Here is a 23,647-nt window from a genome sequence, read left to right on the forward strand (position 1 = left end):
ACTTGCCGGGTGGCCTCGGGCGTCCCACACTGCGCGGTCCGTTCGCACAGGAAAGCCTGCCCATGCACATCCGCCCCATGACCCCGGACGATTTCAAGCGCTTCTGGCCCACCTTCCAGGCCGTGGCCCAGGCGCGCGAGACTTACGCCTACGCCCCGGACATCGACTTCGAGCAGGCGCGTCAGCTCTGGTTGGAACTGCCGTTGCACACACTGGTGGCAGAGCACGAGGGGCAACTGCTGGGTTCCTATTACCTGAAAGCCAATGCCGCCGGCCCCGGCTCACACGTAGGCAATTGCGGCTACATGGTCTGCGAAGCGGCGCGCGGCCGCGGCGTGGCGCGGGCGCTGTGCGAGCACTCGCAGAAGCTCGCCCGCCAGGCTGGCCTGCTGGCGTTGCAGTTCAATTCGGTGGTGGCCACCAACGAAGTGGCGGTGGCGCTGTGGCAGGCCTTGGGCTTCGAGACCGTCGGGCGCCTGCCCAAAGCCTATCGCCATGCCCGTTTCGGCCTAGTGGACTGCCTGGTGATGTACAAATGGCTGGCCGACGAGCCGGTGACGGAGACGCCGCCCCTGCTCATCGGCCGCAAGAACATCGAAGCGCGGGTGTCGCGCCGCCGGGGACGTTGACCTGGAAGGCGGCGGGCGTCCTTGTCGGCTCGAACGTCAGCGCCCTGCGTCACTTCGGTGAGACACGCACGTTGCTCGTTCCGGCCTGCTTGCGCCTCAGGCTCATCGTCCTTACGAGTCGAAGGCTGCTGTGGGCGCAACGCCCGGAGTGTTCGAGGGTCCGAACTGCAACGGTTTTTTCCGCAGTCTTTGCGCTCGCTCACATTCTTGAAGGCTGTACCGGCCAAAGCGGCTCACCAACCGTTCGCTGCGATATCCTAGGCTCTGTCTGAAAAGCCTTGAGACTAGGTCTTGCTGCGTTAAGAACAGCCCGGTGGGACGGCCCCGTCGGAATGCTCATTTACGCCAGTACAGTCGGACGCGACCCCGGCCGTTCCTCGGCTGTTTTCGCGGGGCCGCCATCGGCCTTGCCTAACTTTCGCTCAAGACGTTTCAGACAAAGCCTAGCCAACGTTCTCACTTGTCCGGACTTCGCCCGATGCCTTCCTCACCCGACACCTTGCCATCCGCCGACCCCACCCTGACCTGTGCCTACGATCTGCTGCGCCATCCGCAACGCCTGTTGCCAGCCGCGCAGCGTGGCGCCGAATGGGCCGGGGGTTGGTGTTTGGGACTTCCGCCCGGTATCCGCTCCAGCCAGTGGCCACTCAGCGAAACCTTCGGCCACCCGCTGCGCCACGCCTTCACCCTGCACATTCCGCCGCAGTACCGCACCCAGGGCGAACGACGCGTGGCCCTGAGCCTGTTCGTCGACGATCAGTTCGAGGAACTGACGGCCAACGAAGCGGTGGAAGCTTTCTTTGCCGCCGCGCTGCCTGAAGCCGCCCCGCAAGACCCAGCCCTGCACATGCTCTGGCGGCACGCCAAAGACCGCCATCCCGCACGTTTCGACATGCGCGACATCCTCGGCACGCAATATGCCGGCCTGTGGCTGACCCAGGCCGAGTTCGACGGCCCGCTCTGCCCGGCGCCGCGCCTGCCCTCCAGTGCGCTGCTCGGGCCTGAGCCGACCTGGTACACACAGCCCTACCCGGTCTATTTCCACGACCTGCGCATCCGCGAACCCGATGCGCCGCCGTTGGCGCTGCTGCCCGGCGCAGGCCTGGAAACGGCGCTGCCCATCCATGCGCAGCTCCGCGAGGGCGACCCCAATGTGGGCAAGCCGCCACGGGAGTGGGACGACGAGTGCGTCGAGAGCGGCTATGTGCCCGCTTTCGGTGAATCGGCACAGGGGCTCGACCTGGAACGCTTCTTTGGACGCAACCATCTGGGCGGCACGATGATGCCGGTGCAGGGGTACCCCGAGTTCGGTCCACGCTTTCTGGAATTCGAGGAAGATTTCGGTGGCTTCAATTTCGGCTGCGGGACGGGCCAGGTGGACCTGGCATCGATGCAGTTGGACTGGGCTTGCGGGTAGCTGGAACGAGCCTGGAAAGGACAGTGGAGCCCGGTAGCAGTCAGTCAAGCCCAACCAGGCTGATGTGGGGCTGCTTTACAGCCCATCGCGGCCAATCGGAACACCGCAACCGCCGATTCGACAAGACCACGCACAGTTTTGCAGTGCACTGAACCCTGAAGAAGCGGCCTGTGGGAGCGGCTTTAGCCGCGATGGGCGGCAACGCCGCCCTGGGTCAAGCGCCGCTTACGCTCTGTAGCAAGGCATCGCAGCCATTGGGCCGGCATTGCCGGCCATCGCGGCTGATCGGAACGCCGAACCGGCCACTCCTCCACTGAGCCAGGTGCGTTCGGTAAGGCGCTGCGCTTGACTGCGGGGAGCCGCTAGGCGGCTCTGGAGGTTCGACTGCCCTGCATGAAGGTGCGCCTATCGCTTTCCGGCCATCGACGCTGCGTCATCCTGTCGCAGCAAATTCCTCAGCTTGGCGACTCGCCGGGCCGTAGAATCCGCCCGGCCTTTTCGTCCAGTCGCCACGAACGCTGGCAACCCGTCGCCATGACCCTCTACGCTCCTGCGCCGCCCTGATCGACCAGGAATCTTCCGCCCGCCCGCTCCAACGCGGCCTGCGGTCGCGTCATGCCCTGGTCGCAGACATTCCCTGGCACTTTGCTGCAGCGCCGGCCTCCAAGGCCTGCTCGACCCTGCATGCCTGAAAGGGCGTCCGTCGTTTTCCTACTGATTAGAGGTACGTATGTCCGTGCGTTTGCTGGGCATGGCGCTGGCGCCATTGCTCGGGTTGTTCATCGTTGCGTTGGGCAACGGTTTTCTGTCGTCGCTGACCACCCTGCGTCTGGGCGAGGCCGGTGAGTCGGCCACCATGATCGGTGTGGTGGCGTCCGCCTACTTCCTCGGCCTGACCCTGGGTGCGCTGTTCAACGACCGGCTGATCCTGCGCATCGGCCACATTCGCGCCTATACCTGTTTCGCCTCGCTGATCGCCGCGACCATCCTGCTGCAAGGGCTGTTCGTCGACACCTGGGGCTGGATGGTGCTGCGCCTGATCAACGGCTGGGCCACCGTCGGGGTGTTCCTGGTGATCGAAAGCTGGATGCTGCTGGCCGGCGACGCGAAGATCCGTGGGCGCCTCCTGGCGCTGTACATGATCGCGCTGTACGGCGCCGGTGTGCTGGGCCAGGCGTTTCTGGGCGAGCTGGCTGGTTGGGGCACCACCGCACCGTTCATGGTCGCCGGCATGCTGGCCTCGCTGTCGATCCTGCCCATCGGTGTGCTGCCGCGGGTCTCGCCGTTGCTCGACCAAGTGGAACCGCTCAAGCCGCGCCAGTTGCTCAGCGTGACACCCAGCGGCCTGGTGGGCTGCTTCGGCTCCGGTGTGGCCATCGCTGCGGTGTACTCGCTGCTGCCGCTGTACCTGCAACGCATCGGCCTGGACACCGGCGAAGTGGGCCGCATGATGGCCTGGGTGATCCTCGGCGCGATGCTGCTGCAATACCCGGTGGGGCGCTGGTCCGACCGTACCGACCGGCAGGACGTGCTGATCGTGCTGGGGGCGGTGTGTGTGGCGCTGTCGCTGGGCATTCTGCTGTTGCCGTCGGGTTCTGCGCTGCTGCCTGCGCTGCTGTTCCTGCTCGGCGGCGGAGTGTTCGCGGTGTATCCGGTCGCGGTCAGCCATGCGGCCGACCGGGCGCCGGCCGACGCCATCGTGCCGATGATCCAAGGCATGCTGCTGATCAACTCGCTGGGGTCGGCGATGGCGCCGCTGATGATTTCGCCCGCCATGACCGCCTACGGCGAGGCGGGCCTGTTCTGGGCCTTCGCGGTGGTCAACCTGTGCATGGTCGGATTCTTCCTGTGGCGCCGCGGCAAGCGCCCGGCACCCGAGCATCCGGCACCCTTCGCGCCGTCGGCGACCTTCTCGCCGACCGGTGCCGAACTGCGCGTGACCGAGGAGCTGATCCATGCGGCGCATGAGCACCCCACGATGGCCGATACCCATTCGTATGCTGACGTGGAACCGGCTGGAGACGGTGAGCCGCTGAAGAAAGCGGACGGGGAGTAACATTCGGTAACCTCAAGCGCATGACCGTCTGTCGTCCACCGGGCACTGCTGCCCGATGGGCGCAGCCGAAGCGAATGTAAGGTCCCTTCAATCAGGAGATTCACATGATCAGCATTCGCCCGCTTTCCATCGCACTCGCCCTGAGCCTCGGTCTGGCCTCCGCCGGTAGCTTCGCAGCTACCACTGGTACTCCCACCGGCACCTCGGGCGCTGGCCATTCCACCACCCACGGTACCGGCGCTGACACCAGCACCGGCATGGGCACTCCAGGCAGCAGCACCCCTGGCACCACCGCAGGTGATGGCAGCAGCGTCAACTCCAACGCCAGCGGCATGAAAAACCATTCGGGCACCGGCACCGGCACGGGTACCAATGCCGATTCGGCCGCTGGCATGCCGAAGCCCAAGAACAACGACGGCAGCACCAATTCACTGCCAGGCACCGGCAACACCGCGCCCAAGCAGTGAGGCGCCATCGGCGTTGACCCGTGCTTGCGGGTCACGCCGTTGTCTTCGCCTTCGGCTGTGAGCCGACCGTCACTCGGTGGCTGTCCCGCCTGCCCCCACTCCTCCCTTCTCAACGCTGCATGCAGCGCTGGTAACGTGCGTCCACACGCTGCGCGAACCAGGCCGTGGTCAGCTTGCGCGTGATCTTCGGGCTTTCCAGCACGATACCGGGCAGCACCGCGCGCGGCACCGGTTTGCCAGCCTTGGCATCGGCCAGGGCGAAGACACCGGTGTAGAGCGCGGTCTCTTCGAACGCCAAGCCGTCTTCCTGCTCCAACTGCCGACGGATCTGCGGGTTGCGCAAGCCGAGCTTGCCGCCCAGGGTTCGCGCCGCCTGCTCGGTCTTGCCGGGCATCAGCGCACCGGGATCGATCAGGTCGCCGTCAAGCGCCAACGGAGCGCCTGTCACGCGGCTCAAGGCCGCCTGGAACGCGGCGTCGCGGCTCGAATACCAACCGGCGTTGAAGTCCGCGAAGCGGTACAGCGGCTGGCTGTAGTGGGTGGGGTAGCCCAACAGGTGGGCGATGCCGAAATACAGCCCACCGCGGCGGGTGAACACCTCCTGACGCAAGGTTGCGCTGTAGGTATAGGGATAATCCTGGGCATGTTTCTGGGCGAAATCGACGCTGACCTGCATCGGCCCGCCCGTACGCACCGGATTGAGACCGGCGAACAACGTGCGGCCCAGCGGCAGACTGGCGATGACGTCGTCGTACAGCGCGCTCAGCTCACCTTCGCTGCGCACCGCCAACAGCCGCTGCTGGTAGGTCTTGCCATTGGCCGAGGTGCTGTCGAGCGCGGCGTCGACCAGCAGTCTGGGTATGTGCAAACGCCCTGCCCGCCGATCGATCTCCGCCCGGGCGATGCGGCCCAGGCCCGGCACCTGCGGATCGGCGCTGAAGGTCGACTCCTGCTCGGCCACCGCCAGTACCGCGCACAGGTTGCTGCGGTCGGCGGGCAGGCGCTGTGCGGCCAAGGCGACCTGGATGTCTTCGGCCCAGCCTTTACGGTCGTTCAGGTGCGCAGGTAGCAGACGCAGCAACTGCGCGCGTACCGTGGCAGGATCGTCCCGCGGCTCGGGGGCGGCTGCGCGCTGACCGGTGCAACCCTGCAACAACGCCAGCACCATCAGCCCGGTGCCAGCGCGTAGGCGCCAAGTGCGGGCGGGCATCGTCGGATCGGTCGATGTGTGCACTGCGATGCCAGGGGCCGACCTGAGGTGGGGCGACGTTCCAACCGCTACGCACGCCATGAGAGGGCTGCAAGCGTCACCACCAGATCTGGAGCAGGCGTCTGCGCGCCCTGCCCCGTTCAGGGCTGACCTCCAGCTGTACACATCTGGTTCATAGCGAGTAGCCAGCGGCCTTCGACACGCGGGCTGACCGGGTCGCGCAAGGTGTCGACGGGTTTTTCCTGGGGGTCGGCCACCAGCGGCATGGCTTGAAGCGGATCGATCAACATGCGGACATCCCGTGCCTGTAGTAGCGGGTTAGCCTCCCTCAGGCAGGGAGCTACGTCAATCGAGCCTCGGTCAAGCACGCAGACGATGCGGCTGCAACCGGTTGGTCAGCGCGGCCAGGACCTGATCTTCCTCGGTATGGATGAAGAAATGCCCGCCCGCGAACATCTGCAGGTCGAAGGGCCCCAGGGTCTCCTGCCCCCAGGCCAGCAGCTGCTCCTCACTGGCACGGTCGGCATCTGCGGCCAATACATGCAACGGGCAGCGCAACGGCGGCCGTTGGCGATAGGCATAGCGGCCGCACAACAGGAAATCGGCTCGCAGGATCGGCAGGGTCAGGCTCATCAGTTCTTCGTTGGCCAGCACGTCTTCAGGGGTGCCCTGCAATTCGCGCAGCTCATCGATCAACTGAGGGTCGCTCTTGGGCTCGCGCCAGTCCTTGCCGTCATATTCCTCGCGGCGCGTCGGCGCCGCCGTACCGCAGGCGAACAAGGCCAACGGCGCCGGACAGCCCAGGGCTTGCAGTTCGTGGGCCAGCTCGAACGCCAGCAGCGCTCCCAGGCTGTGCCCCAACAGCGCATACGGCTGGCTGGCGGCCAGCCGCTGCTCGGTGGCCAGCTGCCGGGCCAACGTCTGCATGTCGGTCTGCAACGGTTCGCCGAAGCGCGCGCCACGCCCAGGCAGCTCCACCGGGCGTACGTTGAGCCAGGCGGGCAGCTTGCGCCGCCAGCGCGCGTAGACCATGGCGCTGGCCCCCGAATACGGCAGGCACAACAGGTTCAGTGCGGTCACCGCAGAGCCTCAGGACGCTGCGCTTTCGGCCATCTTCTGGCGCAGGCTTAAGGGCCGCATGTCGGTCCACACCTCATCGATGTAAGCCAGGCACTCCGGTTTGAAGCCGCTCTTGCCCACGGTGCGCCAGCCATTGGGAATGGCCTTGTAGTCGGGCCAGATGGAATATTGCTCTTCGTGGTTGACCACTACTTGGAACACGATGTCGTCGCGGTCGAATACGGAAGTCATTGCCTGTCTCCTTGAAGGTGGGGCCACTGCGTTGAACGCAGGGCAGGTCTTCAAAAGACGTAGGAGCGTTCTGAGAAATTAGTCAGACGAAACCGCAAATTCAGCCCACCGCACGGTGCGCCAGGCGCCTCACGCACCGCCCAGCAAATCGTGGGCGTCGAGCAGGCGGTACAGCACTTCGGGATTGCGCTCCAGCCCACGACGGATGGCGGCGGGAATTTCCCGACGGGTCTTGCGGCACAGACCGGGTTGCGCGTCGATGTCGATCTGTACGCCGCGCCCGCTGCGCACCTCATGGTCGCCAGGGCCGATGTGCAAGCGGATGCCGAGGTTGTCCTGCAGGCGCTGTTGCAGGCGATACAGGTCGGCGAGGTCTTGCAGGTTTTCCAGGCGCTCGAGCAGGCGCCGCTCTTCCTGGCGGGTCAGCAGCAGGATGCGCTGAGCCGGTGATGGGTTTTCGGCCAACCGTTCGCGACCGCAGTCGCAGGCACCGGGTGGGCAGGGTTGGCGCAAGGGCGTGGGTTGGGTCATGGCCTCAGCATAGCCTGTGTGTAGCGGGTTGCAGGCCAGAGCGTGCGAGGCCCTCGGTGCCCATGCCCTGCCCCGACGCCGGGTCGCAGCCGCAGCTCAACTGCCCATGCCCTCGGGCAGCAAACTGCGCTCGAAGGTGAACAGCCGATCGGTCCGAGGCGTGTGTCGGTACAACTGTTGCGGCCGCCCGAGCCGCGGTTGGTTGCGCTCTCCGGTATCGCTCACCCATCCCAGCTCCTTCATGCGCTCCAGACGCTTGCGCAGCGAGGTGTTGTTGACCGCAGCACCCAGGCAGGCCTGGGTGGCGTGCAAGGCGTCGAGCACGGTGAAGCGCTCAGGCGCCAGGTACAGCGGCAAGCTGCTGTACACCGTCTTGGTCGCCAGGCGCTCGCGCGTGAGACCCACCAGCAGGTTGTGGTCGAAGGGCAGCAGCACCTTGCGCTGCAACACGCTGTCTAGTTCGAAGAAGCCGAGGTCGTCACCCGACAGCACGGTATCGGGCGCCAGTAACGCCATGTAGTACGTGCTTAGCGACCACCCGCGCGGATCGCGAAAGGCATTGCCCTCGGTGCCGACCTGCTCCAGGTAACGCGGCTCGACCCGCGCTTTTTCCCGCAGGGCGCGCTCGGCGGCAGTCGCCAGGCTGTTGTCAGGGCTGCGGCCGTTGACGATGACGCCAGGCAGCGCCCAGTCGCCCAGGTGCGGCTCGCGTTCCCTGCGGTGCAGCAGCACTTGCAGAGTGGCGGTGTCTGGGGCCATGCGCAGCGCGACGATGTCGACGCTGGCCAGAACTTCGGCACGGCTCATGGCAAGCTCCTAAAACGAAAAGACGAGATATTCCACTAGAAATGCAATGACAGGCAAGACCTCTGCTGATAGCGACACAGAGCTTGACATACTTATTACACCAGGTGAACTATATAGCCATTCCCGCACAAGGAGTCATGTGATGAAGATCGCCAGTTTCGATGTCGACGCGCAGAACGGCTTCACGAGCAACGCACCGGACGAACTGCCCGTCCCCGGCGGCCACGAAATCGTCCCGGCCTTGCAGGCCATGGCCCAGCGCGCCGACCTGCGCCTGGGCAGCAAGGACGCCCACCCGCGCAATGCCGTGTGGGTGGTGGCCGAGCATGCGCAGATGCTGCAACCGCTCGACCTGCCCAACGCCGACCTGACCTGGGTCAGCCACTGCGTTCCGGGCACGCCCGGCTTCGAACTGCTGCCCGGCCTGCCGGCGCCCATCGACTACGACTACTTCGTCTGGAAAGGCGTGGAGCCCGACCTGCACCCCTACGGTGCTTGCTACCACGACCTGGCCGAGCACCGCTCCACCGGCGCCATCGAATACCTCAAGGCGCAGGGCGTGAGCGTGGTGATCGTCGGCGGCCTGGCCCTGGACTACTGCGTCGCCACCACCGCCCGCCAGTTGCGCGACGCCGGCCTGCAGGTGCTGCTTTACCTGCCGGCCTGCCGCGGGCTGAGCGCGGCGGGCTGCGACAGCGCCTGCGAGGCCATGGCGGCCCGCGGCATCCGCCTGTGCGCCGACGAAGGCGCCCTCGACCAAACCCTCGACGAACTGCGGGAGACCTTGCAATGAGCGAACACATCTTCGGCGACCGTATCGTGCAGAACCTGCTGGACACCGACTTCTACAAGATCACCATGATGCAGGCAGTGCTGCACAACTACCCCAACACCGAAGTGGAGTGGGAATTCCGCTGCCGCAACGGCGAAGACCTCTCCCCTTACCTGGCCGAAATCCGCTATCAGGTCGAGCAGCTGGCCGAGGTTTCGGTCACCCTCGACCAGTTGGCCTACCTGGAAAAGATCCCCTTCATCAAGCCGGACTTCATCCGTTTCCTCAGCCTGTTCCGCTTCAACCTGCGCTACGTGCACATCGGCCTGGACGACAGCGGCCAGTTGGCCATCCGCGTGCGAGGGCCTTGGCTGCACGTGATCCTCTATGAGATTCCGTTGCTGGCGATCGTCTCCGAGGTGCGCAACCGCCAGCGTTACCGCGACGTGCGCCTGGAGCAGGTGGGCGAACGCCTGTACCAGAAGCTCGACTGGCTGCGCCAGGAAGCCAGCGACGCCGAACTCGGCGGCCTGCAACTGGCCGATTTCGGCACCCGCCGGCGCTTCTCCTACCCGGTCCAGGAAGAGGTGGTGCACATCCTCAAGCGCGACTTCCCTGGCCGTTTCGTCGGCACCAGCAACGTGCACCTGGCCCGCGAGCACGAGCTCAAGCCCATCGGCACCATGGCCCACGAGTGGTTCATGGCCCACCAGCAGCTCGGCCCACGGTTGGTCGACAGCCAAGTCGCCGCGCTGGAATGCTGGGTGCGCGAGTACCGCGGCCTGCTGGGCATCGCCCTGACCGACTGCATCACCATGGACGCCTTCATGGGCGACTTCGACCTGTACTTCGCCAAACTGTTCGACGGTTTGCGCCACGACTCGGGCGACCCATTGGCCTGGGCGGAAAAAGCCATCGCCCACTACCAGCGGCTGGGGATAGACACGGCCAGCAAGACGCTGATCTTTTCCGACGGCCTGGATTTCGCCAAGTCGCTGGCGCTGTACCGTGCCCTGCATGGGCGCATCAACGTGAGTTTCGGCATCGGCACCCAGCTGACCTGCGACATCCCAGGCGTGCAACCGATGAACATGGTGATCAAGATGACTGCCTGCAACGGCGCGCCGGTGGCGAAGATCTCCGACAGCCCGGGCAAGACCCTGTGCCGCGACGAGAACTTCGTCAGCTACCTCAAGCATGTGTTCGAGGTCGATCAGCACACTGCGTGAGGCAGGCCGCTGCGGTCGCGAAGCGGCCCAGCTTCGCTCGAACAGAAGGGATACATCACCGACGCCCGCAGCCTAGTCGAAGCCAGGAGCACCATCGCCAGGCAGGCGTTGGTGCCCTAGAGGATCTGCGAGGCGTACCGGTGGGGCTGGAAATGTGCCCCTCCCGGTCCTGCCGACGGCCCGCGTGGATGTCGGTGACACTCAGATCGGGTCAAATCCTCGGCGCAGGCTTGTCTGTCCCCAAACGTTCGCACCACTGCCGCAATAGCCCCTTGAACGCCTGCGCCGCTTCCGACAGGGGGCGGTCGGTGGGCGATGTCAAACCGATCGGCGCCCTGAGCAGCGCACTGGTGAACGGCAATTGCTCGACCACCCCCAAACGCAGGTCGAGGTCGACCACTCCGCGCTGTACGAACCAGACGCCGTCGTAATCGTGCACGTAGACGCGCGAAAACGTCTCGCTCAGCGACTCCTGAACCGTGAAGTCCCCGCTGTAGCCGTGGGTCATCAAAAAGTTGTCGACGCTGATGCGCACCAGCGTGCCCTGCGGCGACACCAGCAGCGTATAGGGCGCCAAGTCGCTCAGCTGAATGCGCTTGAGCCGCGTCAGCGGGTGCCCGCTGCGCACCACCAACAACAGGTCTTCCTCGTACAAGGCCTCGAACTGTACGCCGAGCATGTCGCGGCCGATCAGGCGGCCCACGATCAGATCCAGTTCACGGGTGCGCAGTTTGCCCACCAAGTAGTCGTACACTCCCGAGGCGACCTGAATCTGCACATGGGGAAAGCGCTCGCGCATCTGTGCCACCACGGGGGCGAGCATGAAGCCCGCGGCGGTGGGCAGCGCGCCGACCTTCAGCAGTTCGGGCGCCTGTGGCGCGGTCTGCACTTCCTCGAGCGCGAAGCGAAAGCTGGTCAGCGTCTGCTGCGCGTGCTTGTTGAACGCTTCACCCGCGCGGGTGAGTTGAATGCCTTTTCTGCCCCGTACCAACAGCGGCGACCCCAGCGCTTGTTCGAGCTCTTTCAGGCTCTTCGAAACCGCCGACAGCGTGATATGCAGCAGTTTTGAAGCTGTCGCCAGGCTGCCGGCGTCCACCACAGCGAGGAAGACGCGGAAATGCCTGAGGCTGATGTTCGCTGAAGTCATGATCTCTCCTGGTTGACCTGCAAGTTAACCAAGCGCGGATTTTATATCAATTTAATCAACCCGCCATTTGACCTAGCATTGCTTGCATCCCCAGACAGCGATACAAGGTTCGCCCATGACCCAGCACAGTGAAATACGGCTCGGCGCCTCCAGCGCCTCGCTGCCCAGTCTTGCCCCTGAGGCGCTCGCCGAGCACCTGGCGGCACTGGGCTACACCGGCGTCGAATGGCGTGTGGCCGACACCCAGCAGCTCGACCTGTCGCGCCCCTGGAACGCCCTCGACAACAATCGCTGCACGGTGGCGCCGACCGAGCGGGCGGTGGCCGACATCGCCCGCCGCTGTCAGGCATTGGGTTTGCAGATCTTCGGTCTGAGTCCGTACCTCGACGTGGGCGACGTGGAGCAGGCACGCCACCTCATCGCCTTGGCCGCCCGTGCGGGCGGCGCTCGGCTGCGCCTGTGGGCGCCCGGCTACGCCGATGAACGCTACCCGGCCGCCTACGCCCGCATGCGCCGTTTCCTCGACCAGATCGTCCCGCTGGGCCAAAGTGCCGGTGTCAGGCTGTGCCTCGAAGTGCATCAGCGCACCATCTGCTCCAGCCCATCGCTGGCCATGCGTGTGGCCGAACACTACCCGGCCCCGGACCTGGGGATCATCTACGACATGGGCAATCTGGCCATCGAAGGCCGGGAAGACGTGCAGTTGTCGCTCGACCTGATGGGCACGCACCTGGCGCACGTGCAGGTCAAGAACGTCGCCTATTCGGCACAAGGCCCCGGCCAAGGTTGGCAGTGGCGCTGGTGCGCGCCGGACGCAGGCGTACTGCCATTGCCGACGATGCTCAGGACGCTGCGGCAAAACGGTTTCAGCGACTGGATCTCGGTCGAAGACTTCGACACCCAGTACCCGGACGACGTCAAGCTGCGACGCAACCTGGGTCTGGTTCGCCGCTACCTGGAACCCGACGTATGGGAAACCCCTCTCACCGAAAAGGTGGCCTGCCTGTGAATATGACCAGTGAAACCCGCCGCGTCGCACTGGTGACCGGCGCAGCCGGCGAGTTGGGCCGCGCCATCTGCGCACGCCTGCTGGAGGATGGACTGCACCTCGCTGCCCTGGACATCGACCTGGGCGCTGCGCAGGCCTTGGTCGAGCGGTTGCCCAAGGCACCGGGCCAACGCGCGATCGCCCTCCGGGCCGACCTGGGCGATGCCGCCTCGATCCACTTGGTGGTGCAGCAAGTAGGCCAGTCGTTCGGGCGCATCGACGTGGTCGTCAACAACGCTGCGGTCAACCACCGCGGCTCGCTGTACGACTTCGACCCGGCCCAGTGGGACCACATGATGGCGGTCAACCTGCGCGGGCCCGCCCTGCTCTGCCAACAGGTCGCGCCCTACTGGCAACGCCAGGCCAGCGGCCGGGTGATCAACATCGTATCGCGCTGCTGGGTGGCCGGCGGCCCTCCGGCCTACGTCGCCTGCAAGGCAGGGCTGGTGGGCCTGACGCGCTCGATGGCGCGGGAGCTGGCCGAGCATAACGTCACCGTGAACGCCATCGCCCCCGGCCTGCTGCCCTCGGCGTTCACCCTGGACGGGCGCGATGCCGAGAGCTTCGAGCGCATCGCCCAAGGCTCGATCCGCGACACGCCCCTGCAACGCCTGACCACAGCCGAAGACGTCGCCGGCACCACCTCGTTCCTGGCCTCCAGGGACGCGGCCTTCATCACCGCCGAGGTCATCCACGTCTGCGGTGGCAGCCAACTGGCGCCCTTCGGCAAACGCTGAGCACGACCAGCAACACGCTAGCGCGCACATCACAACTACAAAAAAAGGTGTACCCATGCATTCCCAGGACCGCCACGACCGGCGCATGGCCCGCAGAGCAGCCTTCGGCAGCTTTCTGGGCAGCGTCGTCGAATACTACGACTTCTTCATCTACGGTTCTGCCGCAGCGTTGGTGTTCAGCACGCTGTTCTTCCCCTCGACCGACCCCATGGCCGGTACCCTCGCAGCCCTGGCGACCTTCGGCGTAGGCTACATCGCCCGCCCCATCGGCGCGCTGGTGTGCGGCCACCTGGGCGACCGGCTGGGGCGCAAGCAGGTCCTGATGATGACCTTGCTGCTGATGGGTATCGCGACCTTCAGCATCGGCCTGCTGCCCACCTATGCGAGCATCGGCCCCTGGGCGCCCGCACTGCTGGTGCTGTGCCGCCTGCTGCAAGGGTTCTCGGCCGGTGGCGAACAAGTCGGCGCCAGCCTGCTGACCATGGAACACGCCCCCAGCAAGCACAAGGCGTTCTACACCAGCTGGTTGATCAACGGCGCGTCCATGGGCTCGATCCTGGCGACCTCGGTGTTCATTCCGCTGTCGATGCTCAGCCAGGAACAGCTGCTGGCCTGGGGCTGGCGCATTCCTTTCCTGATCAGCGCAGTCATGGTCGTCGTGACCTGGATGATCCGCCGTGGCGTCGAGGAAAGCCCCGAGTTCACGCGCAGCGAACCCGTCAGCGAGCGCCCGCCCGTGGTCGAGCTGCTGCGCCACGAGCGGCGCGGCTTCGTCACCGTGTTCTGCTGCGCGCTGATTTGCTCGGTGTCGTCGCTGGTGATGATCTTCGGCCTGTCCTGGGCGACCAACAACCAGGGCATCGAGCGCCCGTCCATGCTGACGGCGATCGCGGCCAGCCAGGTGGTGGCGCTGATCTGCCAACCGCTGTTCGGGCTGTTGGCCGACCGCATCGGGCGCAAACGTATCTTCACGGTGGGCGCCTTGGGCAGTTGCGCGGGCGTATTCGTGTTTCTGTGGTCGATCACCACAGGCAACCTGGCGCTGATCTTCGTGAGCACGGTACTGCTCAAAGGCATCCTGTACAGCGCACCCAACGCGCTGTGGCCTTCGTTCTATGCCGAGATGTTCAGCATTCGCGTGCGCTACACCGGGGTCGGGCTGGCCACCCAGCTCAGCTTCATCGTGGCGGGGTTTTCGCCCAGCCTCTGCTATGCGCTGATGGGCGACGCGCACGACTGGCTCCCGGTCGCCTGTTTCATCGGCGGCCTGGCGCTGGTCGCTGCCATGGCGGCGATGGTGGCCAGACCGGCTGCGCAAGCGGATGGCGCTGCAGCGCTGGGCAACGCTCATCGCGCTTGCTGAAACGTTTTTGTGGGGCTATAAAAACGCACAACTCCAATAAAGGCCGTTGCCATGACCCCACTCAAATTCATCGTCGCCCTCGGCGCACTGTCCGCTGCCACTCACGCCTGGGCATGGGATTACGTCCTGCTCGACACCGACAAAGCCGCCCAGCCCTGGCAGATCACCAGCGCGCAACTGGGCGTCAAGACCGACAAGCCGTTCAGCGTCACCCTGCGCACCTTGCACGGCGGGCGGCAGGAAGGTGTCAGCATCGTCGACATCGACAACGGCACGATGAAGCTCTCGGTGGTGCCCACCCGCGGCATGAACGTGCTGCAGGCTTCGGTCGGCGATGTGCGCATGGGCTGGGACTCGCCGGTCAAGGAGGTGGTCAACCCCGCTTTCATCGAGCTCAATGGCCGTAACGGCCTGGGTTGGCTGGAGGGCTTCAACGAGCTGGTGGCCCGCTGCGGCTACGAATGGGTCGGCCATCCGGGCGTCGACAATGGCGAGCTGCTGACCTTGCACGGGCGGGCGGCCAACATCCCGGCGAGCAAAGTCACCCTGCATATCGACGAAAAACCGCCCTATGCCATCACCCTGCGTGGCGAACTCAAGGAGCAGGCGTTCAAGAAGGTCGATTTCTCGGTCGCCACCGAGTTGGTCACCGAACCTGGCAGCGCGGCGTTCTCACTCAACGACACCTTGACCAACGACGGCGACTATCCGAAGGAATATCAAGCGCTGTACCACAGCAACTTCGGCACCCCACTGCTCGAAGAAGGTGCCCGGTTCGTCGCCCCGGTGAAGCAGGTGTCGCCATTCAACGACAAAGCCAAAGGCGATCTGGCCGACTGGCAAACCTACCGCGCGCCCACCAGGGACTACGACGAGACGGTGTACAACGTGGTGCCCTATGCCGACGACAAGGGCGACACCCTGACCGTGCTGCACAACAAGGCCGCCAGCCTGGGCGTCGCCATGGGCTTCAACACGCAGACGCTGCCGGTGTTTTCGCTGTGGAAGAACACCGACACCCAAGGCCAGGGCTATGTCACCGGGCTGGAGCCTGGCACCAGTTTCTCCTACAACCGCCGCTATCAACGGCCGCTGAACCTGGTGCCCACGATCGGGCCCAAGGAACAGCGGCAGTTCCACATCAGCTATCGCTTGTTGGCCGACAAGGCTGCGGTGGAGCAGGCGTTGAAGCGGGTCGGCGACATCCAGGGGGCACGCACGACCGAGGTGCGAGCAACGCCTTTGGTCGATCTGACACAACCTTGATTCGCGCCGCGCCACAGGCGCTCTGCTTCTTGGGCGTTACGGCCGGCGAAAGCCGCAATGGGATCAGGCCTTGCTAACCCGTGCCGGCGGGTCGATCGGGTCGACGCTCGCGTTCGCCCGTTTGTGGCCGAGCAGCAAAAAAGTCAGCAGGGCTATCAGTACCGTGATGCCGCAGAGCACCAACAGTAGGCTGTCGAAGCCCTGCAGATAGGCCGCGCGCAGCAGACATGGATCGATCCCCGAATCGAGGTCGCCCACGATCAGGCGCTGCGCTATCTCGCTGCGGCGCTGGGCGGGCACCCAAGGCTCGAGTGCGTCTGTCACCAATGCCGTCAGCAACGCCAGCGTCGTTGCCAAAGCGACGCCCTCGCCAGCCACACGGGTGGTATTGAAGATGCCGGCTGCCCGTCCAGCCCGCTCCGGCGGTGCCGTGCCAAGCGCCAACCCGTCCATCAAGCCCCATGGAAACGCAGTCCCGACGCCAACCATCAGCATCGCCACCAGCAGAGACGGTCTGGCGCCTGCGTCTACATGGGCCAGCAGAAACAAGCCTGCTGCCGCCAGCAAAAAACCGGCTGCGCAGAGCGCGCCAGCACTGACCCAGCGGGTCAACCAGGCTGCCAACAGGGGCACGATCAACATGGGTGCGGACAGTGCGAGCATGATCAGCCCGCTGTGCAGCGGCGCCAGGCCCTCGACGCCGTTCAAGCGATATGCCAGCAGGACGATCAGGACGATGTAGCAATAACAGGTGCCGACCGGCAGAAGTTGCACACCCAAAAAACGCGGGTACTTGAACAGCGTCAGGTCGAGCATCGGCTGCTCGGCATACAGCTCGATCAACACGAATGCCACCAGGCACGATGCTGCGCCCACCAACAAACTGCAGATCCACGGCGCGGTCCAACCGCTTTGCGGGCCGAGCATGATGGCCAGCGTCAGCAGCACGAGCATGAGGGTGAAGCTGGCGGCACCAGGCAAGTCGATGCGACGCGCTTCCTCGTCACGGCTTTCATGCATCCAGAACCAGGCGCCGAGCAGTGACACTGCCGCCAGCACGGCAGGGATGGCGAACACCGCGCGCCAGCCGCCATGCTCGAGCAGCAGCGCGCCTATCAGCGGACCGAACGCCAGGCCCAGGCCAAACGTGGAGCCCAGCAGGCTGAAGGCCCGTGCCCGTGCCTGGCCTGTGAACACCTGGGCCAAGGCGGCAGAACCACTGGCCAGCGTCGCTGCGCCAGCCACGCCTTGCAGTGCCCTCAGCGCGACCAGCCAAGCGATGCTGGAAGCCATGGCCAGCGACAGACTGGTCAGCGCCAGCGCGGCCAAGCCATAGACGAACAGGCGCCTGCGGCCGTAGATGTCCGCCAAACTGCCAGCCACCATCAGCAAACTGCCGAAGCTGAGCATGAACGCATTGGTGATCCAGCCGAGCCAAGCGGGATTGGCGGCCAAGGCCTTTCCGATCGCAGGGGTGGCGACTGCACCGCCCGTAAAGCTGAACGGCAACGCCAGGGCGGCTAGGCAGATCGCCACCAATACGCAATGGCGGCCTTTGTGCGAAGCAGTCGGAACGACAGACATGATTGGAATCCTTCTGTTAAAAAGAGAAGTGAATCAATCTATAACCGCCGCAATCTTCGAAAAACTGGCCACATCTCCGCTTTTAGCGGACATAAAGGATGCAATCGAATGGAAAGCTTGAACGGCATCCTGGCTTTCGTCAGGACGGCCGAATCCTTGAGCTTCGTCAAAGCGGGCCGGGTGATCGGCATTTCAGCCTCGGCCGTGGGCAAGAACGTCGCGCGACTGGAAGCGTCATTGCAAGTCCGCTTGCTTCAGCGCAACACGCGCAACGTGAGCCTGACGCCCGAGGGGCACCTCTTCTACGAGCGTTGTCGGCACATTCTCGATGATCTTCAAGATGCGCAGGCCATGCTTTCGCATGCCACGCAAGCACCGCGCGGTCGCTTGCGTGTCAGCGTGCCGGCCATCGGCTATCGCTTTCTCGTGCCGGTGCTGGGAGCGTTCCGCCTGCACTACCCGGAAATCGAGCTGGAACTGGATTTCAACGACCACTTGGTCGACTTGGTCGAAGACGGCTTCGATGTGCTCATTCGCAGTCGTGGGCGGGGCGAGTCCAAACTCATGTCACGCCAACTGGGGCCCTTCCAGTACGTGCTCTGCGCGTCGCCCGCTTATCTCGAACGCCGTGGCCGTCCGCGAACGCTCGTCGATCTGGCGCGGCACGATTGCCTGCGTTATCGCTTCGTCACCACCGGCAAGGTCATGCCCTGGGATCTAAGCACCGATGGGTCGACCCAGCCGGTGGACTATGCCGCATCGATGACCTTGAACAACATGGAGGCGCTGTTGATGGCCACGCTGGGGGGCCTGGGCATCGCCTATCTACCGGATTTCCTGGCGCGCGATGCCTTGAATGACGGGTCGCTGCACAGATTGTTGGCAGACCACTGCTCCGATGGGGGTCAGTTCTGGGCCTTGTGGCAACCCAACCGGCATCTTTCGCCAAAGATACGTGTGTTCGTGGACTTCCTCGCCGAACAACTGTTCAAAGCCTGAGTAGAGATCGGCAGACCTGCGCCTGGTCACCACCGCCCGAGCGAGACTTCGCTGCCTGCTTCCTGCCAATACCGCTGGATACGCCCGAAACAAGGACGGCGCCGGTAGCCGGCCCGATTCCTGTCAGCCTCGCGAGCGCCTCGGCCACCGCCGCCACCGCATGATTCTTCGATGGGTGCCAGGGCGGCGGTGAGCTGCGGCAGAAGCGGGCCGATCCATAACTGCGCCAGCGCCGCAGACGTGACGATGTGCACACGCTGCGGCGCAGCCAAGCGGCGCAGTGTGCGTGCGGCCTCCTGACCGGGCTCGTACTGGAACGGCTCAACGGCACTGCGCAGAAAGACACCACGCAGCTGTCCACGCCTCAGGAAGACGCATGAGCGAATCGTCGCAATGGTTGATCTTCGCGGTGATCGGCACAGGCACCTTCGCATTGCGCCTGTCGTTCGTCGAACTGCGCGGTTGGCTACGCCTGCCACCCGGGCTTCGCCGCGCGCTGGCCTACGTACCGGCGGGCGTACTGGCCGCGCTGGTGTTGCCGGCGGTGGTGTTCCAAGGCAAGCCTGCGCACTTCGACTGGGCCAACCCGCAATTGCCGGCGGCGCTGATAGCGGGCGTCGTGGCCTGGACGACCCGCAGCACGCTGTTGACGCTGGCCAGTGGCATGTCGGCGCTCTGGCCGTTCGGGCACTGGCTGGGTTAGAACGCGGCTGAACCTGACCCGGCACCCATAAAAAAACCCGCGCTCACCGATCCAGGCGAGCGCGGGTTTCTTCTGTCCTCAGATCAAGCGCGCTTGGCGCTGCGCATCTGATGCACCACACCCATCACCACCACCACGGCCGCCGCAGCGCCGGTGGAGACCACGAGGATCTGGTAGTCGGGCATGAAGGCCATGACCACCAGGCAGACCACGATGAAGGCGATCACCAGGTAGGTCAGCCAAGGGAACAGCCACATCTTGAGCTGGATCTCCTTGCCTTCGGCGATCAGCTTGCGGCGCATGCGCAGCTGCGAGAAGGCGATCACCAGGTACACCAGCAAGGCGATCATGCCGGTGGTGTTCATCAGAGTTTCCAGCACGTCTTGCGGACGCAGGGTTTCGCTGAAGTTGATCAGCGCGCAGAACACCGCCACCAGGCACGAGCCGATGATGGCCAATACGGGCACACCGCTGTTGCCGCGGGTGCGCTTGAACAACGCCGGTGCGTCGCCGCGCTTGGCCAGGGAGAAGAGCATGCGCGAAGCGGTGTAGTGGCCCGAGATCAGGCAGCTGCTCACCGAGGTCAGCACCACGAAGTTCATCAGCAGTTCGGCGTACGGCACGCCCAGCAGCTCCAGGGTGCGGCGGTAGGCGCCGTAGCCGGAGATACCCAGGTGCGGGTCGTTCCACGGCACCAGGCAGACGATCAGGAAGATCGAACCGACGTAGAACAGGCACACGCGCCATACCACGGAGTTGGTGGCTTTGACGATCTGGCGCGCCGGGTCCTTGGATTCGGAGGCCGCGATGGTGACGATTTCCGCGCCCAGGAAGGCGAACATCACCCCCAGCAACGCGCCGACCACCGTGGTGATGCCATTGGGCATGAAGCCTTCGGCGGTCAGGTGGGTGATGCCGCGCACTTCACCGAACTGCCAGATGTTCAATACCGCTGCGGTACAGACGATCAGGAAGCAACAGATCGCCACCACTTTGATCAACGCGAACCAGAATTCGAACTCGCCATAGTGTTTGACGTTGAAGAAATTCACGGTGATCAGGATCAGCGTGGTCGCCAGCACGAACACATTGACGCTCACGTCGGGGAAGAAGCCGTGCAGGATCTTGCCTGCCACGTAGGCTTCCCAGGCCATGAGGATCACCCAGTACCACCAGTACAGCCAGCCGATGGTAAAGCCTGCCCAACGGCCGATGGCGCGGTCGGCATAGGTGGAGAACGAACCGGTGTCGGGCGATGAGGTGGCCATTTCGCCGAGCATGCGCATGATCAGCACGACCAGGATGCCGCCGGCCAGGTAGGCCAGTACCGAAGCGGGCCCGGCGCTGTGGATCACGCTGCCGGAACCGACGAACAAGGCGCCGCCGATGACGCCGGCGATCGACATCATGGTCAGGTGGCGCGGCTTGAGCGAAGCGCTGAGCTTGCTCTCGTTCTCCACGGTCGCGGAAGTGGTGGAGGTGGATGTTGCGTCCATCAGTGGTGTACCCCGTGCTTCTTTTTATCCAAGGAATTTGAGTGAAGCCCCGATGGGCAGCGGCCTCACCTGTACAGCATTTGCAGACATCGAACCAAACGGGGCGGATCGGGTCACACCACGGCATGCGTGGCAGCCTCGCATTGGCAAGTATGAAGGGTTCGACCGGACGCGACCGTGCGCCCTGCTCCCGCTCCGCCTTGCCAAACCCCAGGCCCATTTCGTGCGGCGACGCCGCACACAGGCGTTCAGGCCTTCCTTGGCGGCCTGCTGGCAAGTCGCCAACATCGTCGGCAGCCCCACCAAAACGTAAAAAAGCCGAACACCGGCTAGACTCCAGCGCGTTCGGCCTCTACCGGCCTGCCGCCCGAGGGCTGCCGCTGCCGGTTGCTGCTGTGTTCAAGCGCCGGATGGGCAGTGGGCAGAGCATCCACTGCATCGGCGCTCGACTGCCCAGCACAATGGATGAACGCCCGGGAAAGGTCATTTCGGCCATTGTGTGGCGCTATCTGATCCCTAATGTAAAAATGTCTGACACATTGAGCCATGCACAGCGCGATGAAATCCGCACTGCACTGTACAGGCCGTCGATGCAATACACCGCTCGTCACCCGGCACCTCCGCACTCGCCAAGGCCCCAACATGCTCGAATTACGTCCAGACTCCGCCACGCCGCTGGTGAACCAGATCATCGACGGCCTGCGCGAGCTGATCGACGCACAGACCCTCAAGCCGGGTGCCAAGGTGCCCTCGATCCGAGCGTTCGCGGCGACCTATTCGGTCAGTACCTTCACCGTGGTCGAGGCCTATGACCGCCTGGTGGCACAGGGTGTGCTGATCAGCCGAGGCAACGCCGGCTTCTTCGTCAGCCGGGTCAGCGGCGAGCGCCTCGACGGCCCCGTGCGCGACAGCGACGCCGTGCGCCCTTCGTTCAACGCCGAGTGGTACCTGCAACAGATCTTCGAAACCCGCCAGCTGCCGTTCAAACCCGGCTGCGGCTGGCTGCCCAACGACTGGATGTACGAAGACGGCCTGCGCCGCGGTCTGCGCCAGGTGGCCGGCAGCCCCCTGGAGCTGTCGGGCTATGGCGATCCCCTGGGGCTGCCGGAACTGCGCGCCCTGACCGCGCAGAACCTGCAACAGGAACTGTCGATCGTCGCCAACCCGGCGCAGTTGCTGCTCACCCACGGTGCCAGCCAGGCGCTGGACCTGGCCGTGCGCACGCTGGTCCGCCCAGGCGATGTGGTGCTGGTGGACGACCCTGGTTACCCCAACCTGATGAGCATCCTGCGCTTCCAGGGCGCCACGCTGGTCGGCGTGCCGCGCACGCCCAACGGCTACGACCTCGACCAGCTCGAACGGCTGCTGGCCGTGCACCGGCCCACGGCCTTCTTCACCCAACCGCACCTGCACAGCCCGACCTGCTCGCGCACGCCGTTGGCGCAACTGCACCGGCTACTGCAATTGGCCAGCCAGCACAGCTTCCGGTTGATCGAGAACAACCTCTACGCCGACATGATCGCCGAGCCGCAACCCTGCCTGACCAGCCTCGACCACTTGCAGCAGGTGGTGTACGTGGGCAGCTATTCCAAGAGCATCTCGCCCAACGTGCGTGTGGGCTACCTGTTGGCCAACCCGCAGCTGATCCAGCAGTTGCTGACCCTGAAGATGCGCTCGGGGCTGACCACCTCGCAGGTGATGGAACGCGTGGTCTACGCCGCGATCATCGACGGGCGCTGGCGCAAGCACCTCAAGCGCTTGCGCCAGCGGTTGGCGCAGGCGCACCAGGACGTCGGCGCACGCCTGCAACGGCTGGGCTTCGAGCTGTTCGTCGAGTCCGACGAGGGCATGTACATCTGGACCCGTCACCCCGACTTGCCCGACAGCGCGGTGCTGCTCGACGAGGCCTTGAGCCAGGGCATCATGCTCGGGCCGGGGCAACTGTTCATGGTCGACGCCCAGGCCACGGGCTGGATGCGCTTCAACGTGGCGTTCAGCACGGCGCCGGAGCTGTGGGAGATGTTCGAAAGGTTGCTGGCCAGGCATGTGCGTTTGCCTGGGCGTTGAAGACCGGGGTCGAAGCATTGTGCGTTCACGCGCAAGCACGACCGATCAGGCTTGCCGAGGCAGCGCAAGCATCGGGCTCTGGTGCTGGGATCGCTCCAGCAACCCGTGCTCAAACGGGCAAAGGCGCAGGCAAGCCCGCCAACACCTCGGCCCGGGTGGTGACCTGCCGCAGGTGCTCTGCCCACAGCGTCTGGCCCGTCCGCCCCGAGCGATCCAGCCAGGAGCCGATGCTCAGGTCGGTGACCAGCGTCGGCGTCAGTCCGGCATCGAACAAGGCGAAACCCGCCGCCAGCAGACCGCTGTCGGACCCCACTCCGCACACCAGCACGCGCTCGGGGGCCAGCTCGCGAAGGTAGTCCAGCGCCTCGATCGGCAGGCCATAGCCGTGCTTGACGAACACCCGGTCCGCTTCGTGCAGGCTTTCGTCGCTGCGCGCCGGATGCCAGCCCGCTTGCCGCTGGAATGGCGTGCGTGCCTCGTCGTGCAAGGTCAGCGTGGCTACCGTCAGCAGCCGCGCCGAGAACGCCCGCACACCATCGACCAACCATTCGGGCGGTTCGAAGGTGGCCTGGACGTCATTGATCAGCAGCACCTGGCGCATGCGCCCTCCCCGTGCGACGGCAAAAAGCGCGCAGTATAGCCAGCCGACCGCCGCCCCTGCACGGTGCCTGAGCGATTTCGTGCATCCCGCGCCTGCGCCCATGAAACCTGCCCCCATGAAACATTGTTCATGGGCCTGCGACGCCCTGGCTGCGGGGTCCGAGGCGCCGGCCGGTGACTGCGCGCAGCCGGCGGCTTGAGCCCTGGG

Annotated in this window: 23 protein-coding genes; 13 read left to right on the forward strand and 10 right to left on the reverse strand. The window is 65.0% G+C overall.

Features of this window, described 5'->3' with window-relative positions; translation table 11 throughout:
* Positions 1-62: 62 nt before the first annotated feature.
* From AA0Z93_RS20085 to AA0Z93_RS20100, 4 genes are all read left to right on the forward strand, one after another.
* Positions 63-629, forward strand: a complete 567-nt coding sequence (locus AA0Z93_RS20085; protein ID WP_413047234.1) for an N-acetyltransferase family protein — start codon at positions 63-65, stop codon at positions 627-629.
* Between the two features lie 478 nt (positions 630-1,107).
* Entirely contained in the window at positions 1,108-2,046 is a 939-nt protein-coding gene (locus AA0Z93_RS20090; RefSeq protein ID WP_413047233.1) for a hypothetical protein, read from the forward strand.
* A 730-nt stretch (positions 2,047-2,776) separates the two neighbouring features.
* Positions 2,777-4,102 carry an MFS transporter gene (locus AA0Z93_RS20095; RefSeq protein WP_413047232.1) on the forward strand — a complete coding sequence of 442 codons (1,326 nt, stop codon included), beginning with the start codon at positions 2,777-2,779 and terminating at the stop codon, positions 4,100-4,102.
* Between the two features lie 104 nt (positions 4,103-4,206).
* The gene (locus AA0Z93_RS20100; protein ID WP_413047231.1) at positions 4,207-4,569 is read left to right on the forward strand and encodes a hypothetical protein; all 363 of its coding nucleotides are present in this window, start codon (positions 4,207-4,209) and stop codon (positions 4,567-4,569) included.
* Positions 4,570-4,678: 109 nt separating this feature from the next.
* Here AA0Z93_RS20100 and AA0Z93_RS20105 read toward each other — a convergent pair whose 3' ends face one another.
* From AA0Z93_RS20105 to AA0Z93_RS20130, 6 genes are all read right to left on the reverse strand, one after another.
* Positions 4,679-5,779: a DUF1615 domain-containing protein gene (locus tag AA0Z93_RS20105; protein WP_413047230.1), complete on the reverse strand. Its 1,101-nt coding sequence runs from the start codon at positions 5,777-5,779 to the stop codon at positions 4,679-4,681.
* A 140-nt stretch (positions 5,780-5,919) separates the two neighbouring features.
* Entirely contained in the window at positions 5,920-6,069 is a 150-nt protein-coding gene (locus AA0Z93_RS20110) for a hypothetical protein (RefSeq protein WP_413047229.1), read from the reverse strand.
* Between the two features lie 70 nt (positions 6,070-6,139).
* Entirely contained in the window at positions 6,140-6,859 is a 720-nt protein-coding gene (locus tag AA0Z93_RS20115) for a thioesterase II family protein (RefSeq protein WP_413047228.1), read from the reverse strand.
* A 9-nt stretch (positions 6,860-6,868) separates the two neighbouring features.
* Complete coding sequence (locus AA0Z93_RS20120) at positions 6,869-7,090, reverse strand: MbtH family protein (protein WP_296268318.1); 222 nt, start codon at positions 7,088-7,090, stop codon at positions 6,869-6,871.
* Positions 7,091-7,219: 129 nt separating this feature from the next.
* A complete protein-coding gene (locus tag AA0Z93_RS20125) occupies positions 7,220-7,621 on the reverse strand; it encodes a hypothetical protein (protein WP_413047227.1) in 402 nt (133 codons plus the stop codon).
* A 96-nt stretch (positions 7,622-7,717) separates the two neighbouring features.
* Entirely contained in the window at positions 7,718-8,428 is a 711-nt protein-coding gene (locus tag AA0Z93_RS20130) for an NUDIX hydrolase (RefSeq protein WP_413047226.1), read from the reverse strand.
* 142 nt (positions 8,429-8,570) lie between these two features.
* Between AA0Z93_RS20130 and AA0Z93_RS20135 the strand changes: the two genes are divergently transcribed.
* A complete protein-coding gene (locus tag AA0Z93_RS20135) occupies positions 8,571-9,221 on the forward strand; it encodes a nicotinamidase (RefSeq protein WP_413047225.1) in 651 nt (216 codons plus the stop codon).
* Positions 9,218-10,429 carry a nicotinate phosphoribosyltransferase gene (pncB, locus tag AA0Z93_RS20140; RefSeq protein WP_413047224.1) on the forward strand — a complete coding sequence of 404 codons (1,212 nt, stop codon included), beginning with the start codon at positions 9,218-9,220 and terminating at the stop codon, positions 10,427-10,429. Before AA0Z93_RS20135 ends, pncB begins: the two co-directional genes overlap by 4 nt.
* Before the next feature lie 211 nt (positions 10,430-10,640).
* Here the strand turns inward: pncB and AA0Z93_RS20145 are convergent, their stop codons facing one another.
* Positions 10,641-11,576: a LysR substrate-binding domain-containing protein gene (locus AA0Z93_RS20145; RefSeq protein ID WP_413047223.1), complete on the reverse strand. Its 936-nt coding sequence runs from the start codon at positions 11,574-11,576 to the stop codon at positions 10,641-10,643.
* A 115-nt stretch (positions 11,577-11,691) separates the two neighbouring features.
* Here AA0Z93_RS20145 and AA0Z93_RS20150 point away from each other — a divergent pair, with 115 nt between their 5' ends.
* Genes AA0Z93_RS20150 through AA0Z93_RS20165 form a run of 4 tightly spaced genes read left to right on the forward strand, consistent with a single transcriptional unit; the run spans position 11,692 to position 15,990 of the window.
* Complete coding sequence (locus AA0Z93_RS20150) at positions 11,692-12,585, forward strand: sugar phosphate isomerase/epimerase family protein (RefSeq protein ID WP_413047222.1); 894 nt, start codon at positions 11,692-11,694, stop codon at positions 12,583-12,585.
* 2 nt (positions 12,586-12,587) lie between these two features.
* Positions 12,588-13,361 carry an SDR family NAD(P)-dependent oxidoreductase gene (locus AA0Z93_RS20155; protein ID WP_413048393.1) on the forward strand — a complete coding sequence of 258 codons (774 nt, stop codon included), beginning with the start codon at positions 12,588-12,590 and terminating at the stop codon, positions 13,359-13,361.
* A 55-nt stretch (positions 13,362-13,416) separates the two neighbouring features.
* A complete protein-coding gene (locus AA0Z93_RS20160; protein ID WP_413047221.1) occupies positions 13,417-14,724 on the forward strand; it encodes an MFS transporter in 1,308 nt (435 codons plus the stop codon).
* 51 nt (positions 14,725-14,775) lie between these two features.
* Positions 14,776-15,990, forward strand: coding sequence for an aldose 1-epimerase family protein (locus tag AA0Z93_RS20165; protein ID WP_413047220.1), 1,215 nt, complete (start codon positions 14,776-14,778; stop codon positions 15,988-15,990).
* 63 nt (positions 15,991-16,053) lie between these two features.
* On the opposite strand, the gene AA0Z93_RS20170 is transcribed toward AA0Z93_RS20165, so the two are convergent.
* Positions 16,054-17,574, reverse strand: coding sequence for an MFS transporter (locus tag AA0Z93_RS20170; RefSeq protein ID WP_413047219.1), 1,521 nt, complete (start codon positions 17,572-17,574; stop codon positions 16,054-16,056).
* Between the two features lie 108 nt (positions 17,575-17,682).
* Between AA0Z93_RS20170 and AA0Z93_RS20175 the strand changes: the two genes are divergently transcribed.
* Both AA0Z93_RS20175 and AA0Z93_RS20180 read left to right on the forward strand, forming a co-directional pair.
* Positions 17,683-18,573, forward strand: a complete 891-nt coding sequence (locus tag AA0Z93_RS20175) for a LysR substrate-binding domain-containing protein (RefSeq protein WP_413047218.1) — start codon at positions 17,683-17,685, stop codon at positions 18,571-18,573.
* A 376-nt stretch (positions 18,574-18,949) separates the two neighbouring features.
* Positions 18,950-19,276, forward strand: coding sequence for an AzlD domain-containing protein (locus tag AA0Z93_RS20180; protein ID WP_413047217.1), 327 nt, complete (start codon positions 18,950-18,952; stop codon positions 19,274-19,276).
* An 83-nt stretch (positions 19,277-19,359) separates the two neighbouring features.
* Here the strand turns inward: AA0Z93_RS20180 and AA0Z93_RS20185 are convergent, their stop codons facing one another.
* Positions 19,360-20,772, reverse strand: coding sequence for an amino acid permease (locus AA0Z93_RS20185; protein ID WP_413047216.1), 1,413 nt, complete (start codon positions 20,770-20,772; stop codon positions 19,360-19,362).
* A gap of 642 nt (positions 20,773-21,414) precedes the next feature.
* Here AA0Z93_RS20185 and AA0Z93_RS20190 point away from each other — a divergent pair.
* Positions 21,415-22,839 carry a PLP-dependent aminotransferase family protein gene (locus AA0Z93_RS20190; RefSeq protein ID WP_413047215.1) on the forward strand — a complete coding sequence of 475 codons (1,425 nt, stop codon included), beginning with the start codon at positions 21,415-21,417 and terminating at the stop codon, positions 22,837-22,839.
* Positions 22,840-22,948: 109 nt separating this feature from the next.
* Here AA0Z93_RS20190 and AA0Z93_RS20195 read toward each other — a convergent pair whose 3' ends face one another.
* A complete protein-coding gene (locus AA0Z93_RS20195) occupies positions 22,949-23,440 on the reverse strand; it encodes a hydrolase (RefSeq protein WP_413047214.1) in 492 nt (163 codons plus the stop codon).
* Positions 23,441-23,647: the final 207 nt, after the last annotated feature.

The organism is Pseudomonas phoenicis (assembly GCF_047302395.1).
GTDB lineage: Bacteria > Pseudomonadota > Gammaproteobacteria > Pseudomonadales > Pseudomonadaceae > Aquipseudomonas.